Consider the following 5462-nt stretch of genomic DNA (forward strand, 5'->3'; position numbering starts at 1 on the left):
GGTCGATGGTCACCGTATCGGAGCCCGAGCTGCCGGCGTTACCCGCCGCGTCGGCGTAGCTGCCCGCCGTCACCGACACCGAGCCGGTGCCGGCAAAGCCGTCGGCGGCGGTGAACGTCGCAGTGTAGACCAGGGGATCGCCGGTCGCGGCCAGGCCGCTCAGCGTGCCGCCGACCGCCGTGATGTCACCCAGCGTGAAACCGACCGGCGCCTCGCTGAACGTGAGCGTCACGTCCGAGGTCGGGTTGCCGTCGCTCTGCGAGCTGTCGGCGATGTTGACCATCGCCGTCGGGTTCTGGCGGTCGATCGCCACGACGTCCGACCCCGCCCCGCCGGCATTCAGGGCTGCATCCGTATAGCTGCCCGCGGCAACCGAGACCGAGCCGGTGCCGGCAAAACCGTCGGTCGCGGTGAACGTCGCCGTGTAGACCAGCGGGTCCGACGTGGCCGAAAGGCCGCTCAGCGTGCCGCCGACCGCCGTGATGTCGCTCAATACGAAGCCGACCGGTGCTTCGGTAAACGTGAACGTCACCGTCGAGCTCGGGGCGCCGTCGCTCAGGCTGCCGGCGGCGATGTCGAGCGTCACCGAAGGGTTCGCCCGGTCGATCGTCACCGTATTCGAGGCCGGTTGTCCCGGATTGCCGGCCGCATCGGTGTAGCTGCCCGCGCCGACGGAGACCGAGCCGGTGCCGGCAAAACCGTCGGTCGCGGTGAACGTCGCCGTATAGACCAGCGGGTCGGAGGTTGCAGCGAAGCCTGTCACCGTTCCGCCCACCGCCGTGATGTCGCTCAATGCGAAGCCGACCGGCGCCTCGCTGAACGTGAACGTCACCGTCGAGCTCGGCTCGCCGTCACTCAGTGCGCCGGCGCCAATATAAATCGTTACCATCGGATTGAGCCGGTCGATCGCCACGATGTCGGAGCCCGCCACGCCCGGATTGCCGGCCGCGTCGGTGTAGCTGCCCGCCGCCACCGAGACCGAGCCCGCGCCGCTGACGCCATCGATTGCAGTGAACGTCGCCGTGTAGACCAGCGGGTCGGAGGTGGCGGTAAACCCGCTCAGCGTGCCGCCCACGATCGTGATGTCGTCCGCCTCGAAGCCGGCAGGCGCCTCGGTGAAGGTGAACGTCACCTGCGAGCTCGGAGCGGCGTCGCTCAGCGCGCTCTCGACGATGTCGACGCTCAGTCCCATGTTGGCGCGATCGATCGCCACCGTGTCCGATCCGGCGGCGCCGGCGTTGGAGGCAGCGTCGGTATAGCTGCCCGCAGTGACCGAAACCGAGCCGGGTCCGGTGAAGCCATCGGCCGCCGTGAACGTCGCCGTGTAGATCAGCGGATCGGACGTGGCCGTAAAGCCGCTCAGCGAGCCGCCCGCGGCCGTGATATCACTCAACGTGAAGCCGACCGGCGCCTCGCTGAAGGTGAAGGTCACCATCGAGCTGGGATCGCTGTTGTTCAGCGCACTGTCGACGATGTCGACCGCCACAGTCGGGTTCGCCCGATTGATCGTCACCGTGTCCGAGGCGCCACCGCCCGGGTTCAGCGCCTCGTCGGTGTAGCTGCCGGCAGGCAGGGAGACCGAGCCCGTTCCCGTGAAGCCGTCGGTGGCGGTAAAGGTCACCGTGTAGACCAGCGGATCGGCCGTCGCCGTGAGCCCACTCATCGTGCCGCCCACCGCGGCGATATCGCTCAGCGTAAGCCCGTTCGGTGCTTCACTGAACGTGAACATCACCGTCGAGCCGGCATCGCCGTCGCTCAGCGCGTTGTCGACGATGTCGACCGTCACCGTCGGGCTCACTCGATCTATCGCAACCGTGTCCGACCCCGCTCCGCCGGGATTGAGCACCGCGTCCGTGTAGCTGCCTGCAGACAGTGAGAGCGAGCCCGTCCCGGTGAAGCCTTCCGTCGCCGTGAACGTCGCCGTGTAGACCAGCGGATCGGCTGTCGCGGCGAGGCCGGTCACCGTGCCGCCAACCGCGGCGATGTCGTCCACCGTGAAGCCGAGCGGCGCTTCGCTGAAGGTGAACGTCACCGTCGAGCTCGGATGGCCGACGTTCAGCGCGCCGTCGACAATGTCCACGGTCGCCGACGGGCTGACCCGGTCGACCGTGACGGAAACTGGCGACGAGTTGCTGCCGATGTTGCCCGCACTGTCCGTCAGTTTCGCAGTCACGTCGAAAGTGCCGTCGCCTTGGGCCGAGATGGTAGCGACCGGCACCGTCAGGCTCACGCTGCCCGCGAGGATGTCGCTGGCCGCCAGCTTGTATGCGATGGTCTGGGTACCCCAGTTGAGGGTCAGCGTGTCGCCCGCGATCGCGCCGGTGCCCGCCAGGCTCACGCCTGCCACCGTTCCGTCGGCGGCCTCGCTGGCGTTGATGCCGCCACCCACATTCTCGACGATTGACAGGCTCGACGGCGCTGCGGGTGCGACCGTATCGAGCACGCTGAGCTTGCCACTCGCCGCCGAGATGGCAGTCGCCGATACGTTCGGCAGATCGATCAGCAGGTCGTTGGACGTGTTGCCAGAATTGCCGCCCTGCACATAAAGATAAGTGTGAATCACGCCCCCGATCGTGGCCGTGAAGGCAAGGGATGCGCCGTCCCTGCCGAAGTCTTGGCTGCGCAAATACTGGACGACGGCCGCGACGTCGGAGAGCGAGGTGAGAGCGACCGCACCGGCAAACGTATTCGAAGTGCTGAACGTGACGATGCCGCTCGTAATGGCATGCGAGGCGACGACGGCGCCGGTGTGAAGCTGCAGCGAGGAATTGGCGCCGTCGCTTGCCGCGATGTTCGCGGGCACAGCCGCCCGGGTCATACTGATCTTCTCACTCGTCGCCGCAGTAGTGCCGACTTTGAAGTCCGTGATGACGTCGTAGCCGGCAATGGTGCCGGAGGTGCCGGAGCCGCCAATGGTGAGGACGCTGTCGCCGACCGTGAACCTGTAGGTGTCGAGACCTCCGCCGCCCGTCAGCGTGTCGGCACCCGTACCGCCGACGACGGTATCGCCCTGGCTGCTAGCGACGATGGTCTCCCTGCCCGTCGAGCCGCTCAGGGTGATCGTGTCGCTGCCGGAGCTCCAGCCGCTGAACGTCCAGCCCGACAGGTTGACCGAGCCGCCGGCCGAGAGATTGACCACGACCGCCTGGCTTGATGACGTCCCGGTGACCGCGAGATCCGTGGAGATCAACCCGTTGCCGAATTGTGCCGCCGTGAAGGTGGCCGTAGATGTCTTCGTCTTGTTGGCGAACTGCAGGCCTTCGATGCTGACCAGGCCTGCCGTGCCGTTGGCGGCGGCAGCACTGAAATTGATCGATGTGCCGGCGTTGCCCGTCGCGCCGACCTGGATTGTGTCGATGCCTGAGCCGCCATTATAAGTGTCGGTCGCCGAAACCGGCGAGCTCGCCCCGAGAACGATGGTGTCATTCGCGCTCGACCCGTTGATGGTCAGCGAGTCGGTGCCCAGGGTCCAGCTGTTGAACGTCCAGCCCGACACAGCGAACGTGCCAGCTTGGGACATATTGACGACGACCCTCTGGGTGCCGGCGACGACACCGTTTACGGAAAGGGTAGCTGATATAAGGCCGCTGCCGAACTGCGCGGAGCTAAACGTCGCCGACGAGGTGCCGGCAAGGTTGAGAAAAGTCAGGGCCTCGAAGCCGAGGAAGCCGCGACCGTCGTCGGTGCCGGCAGCGCTGAGATCGACGCTGACCGGAGATATTGCGGTGGCGCCGATCTGGATCGCGTCGGTGCCGGCACCGGCGTCGAAGGTATCGGACGACTGAATCTGGTTGGTGTCGCTGACGACCACCGTATCATTTGCGCTGTCGCCAGTGAAATTGTCCTGGCCCGTCGTTGCGTTGTAGGTCGCCAGGAGGCTGACATAACCGGCAAGGCCCCGATCAGTCAGCGGCGGCACGCACCCGCGGGCGCTGCCTTCATCGAGCTGCCAGCATCCGCCTAGCGCCTCGGCGCCGATCGGCCTGGTTGAAGCCGAAACGCAGACGCCGCAGGTCGTGGCGAGCGCGCGCACGAAGGCACGTCCGCGATGCCCCTCGGCGACGTTGCACGCCCACAAGCGTATCTCGCCGCCATGTTTCAGAGAGTGTCGAATAGCGGCAAGCTCGGCGGCGCTCTCAAGAATCGATTCGTGTGATACGCGGCCGGCGCTGAAACTGATCTCGCCCGGCAGCCCATGGGCGATAATATGAACGACCTCGACCTTTCGATCGATCGCTAGCGCCCGCGCTATCTGTGAAAAGGCGGGCTCGTGTGGGCCGAGCACCACCACACGCACATTTGCTAGCAAGTGGCCGACAAGGAACGCGACATCCGGGACGCTCGCGTCCACGAACGCGACATGCCGAATTTGAGGCATGACTTCACCAAACGAATTGGCGGCTAAACGTGCAGGCCTGATTCTGGGCTTCGATGGAACCGTACGCTTCTGTGAAGGCCAGCTTGGCGTATCCGACATGATCGCGAGCGCCGATCTTGTCGGTAAGGCGTTCTTCCCCTCTTGGCCCAGCTTTTGGACGCGCTCTCGCTTTCGGGTAATTCGATCGACAAGCGCTATAGTTGCCAGGTTCAGCCGCTCAAGATCGTCGGTCTTTGACACTGGAAGACTGCCCATGCAACGCTTGCCACCCTCAGCTTGTGGTCAATTCCGAGATTCGCGCTCGGTTCCCGCTATTTTCAAGGTATGGTTCAAGAAGAGAATGGCGCCTCGATCCAGTAATTGCGACACTTTTGGTCCAATGGTACTAACAGGACGTTAAGTTGCAACGGTCCTGGCCGTTGGACTTGGAATACTGATCGTATTTTCGAAGGCGGCACGATCCCGGCCAATATGGTTCGCAGCCGCTGTCGAGTTGGATTGAGCGTTCTCTCGCCGCGCTCCGTCTTCGAGGCAAGAGGAGCGAACAATGTTCTGGCATCGGTTAACCGCTCGACCGTTGTCATGCTCGGTCGAAGCGGACGGGTTGCCAGAGTCGATCGCCAGCGGTGAGGGGCTACGCAGTTTGTCGCAATTACGGGGCCGGCGGTGGCGCACCTGAAGGCAAGCGGAACGGCAACTATCGGAACGGAGGCAGGACGAAACGCGCCCCGCTCCCGGCTTCGACGCTAGGTTCATCAGGTTGACGCTATTTTTTTCCGTCACCCTGCCCCCCATGCGAGACGTTGCCGACAATAGCTTGGCCGCCTTCGTTCACCGTGACGTGCTTCACCGTGACGGGCTGCTGGCCGCCGGTGCGGTATTTCTTTAGGGCTTCGACCTGGGCCGCGAATGTCCTGGTGAGCTTGTTGAAAGCACGTTCGGCGCTGTCTTGCGGAAAGCCGATGCCTCCTTTGCCGTCGCGCTCGGTCTCAAGGCGAGCCAGGCGCGCCTCGAATTCGTCCAAGCTCTTAGTGACGATCGCCAAATTGGCCCGGGTGACGGTCTCATCCAGGCGGATCAAAAC

The 5462-nt window shown here is 64.6% G+C and carries 1 protein-coding gene and 1 pseudogene; both read right to left on the reverse strand.

Annotated elements, in window-relative coordinates; all coding sequences use genetic code 11:
• Positions 1-4351, reverse strand: a 4351-nt coding sequence (locus EOA85_RS26130; protein WP_164759879.1) for an Ig-like domain-containing protein, incomplete at its 3' end; no start/stop codon positions are given.
• A 976-nt stretch (positions 4352-5327) separates the two neighbouring features.
• Positions 5328-5462: pseudogene (locus EOA85_RS26135) on the reverse strand (HlyD family type I secretion periplasmic adaptor subunit); the annotation flags it as partial.

The organism is Mesorhizobium sp. M5C.F.Ca.IN.020.29.1.1, from assembly GCF_003997375.1.
Lineage (GTDB): Bacteria > Pseudomonadota > Alphaproteobacteria > Rhizobiales > Rhizobiaceae > Mesorhizobium > Mesorhizobium wenxiniae.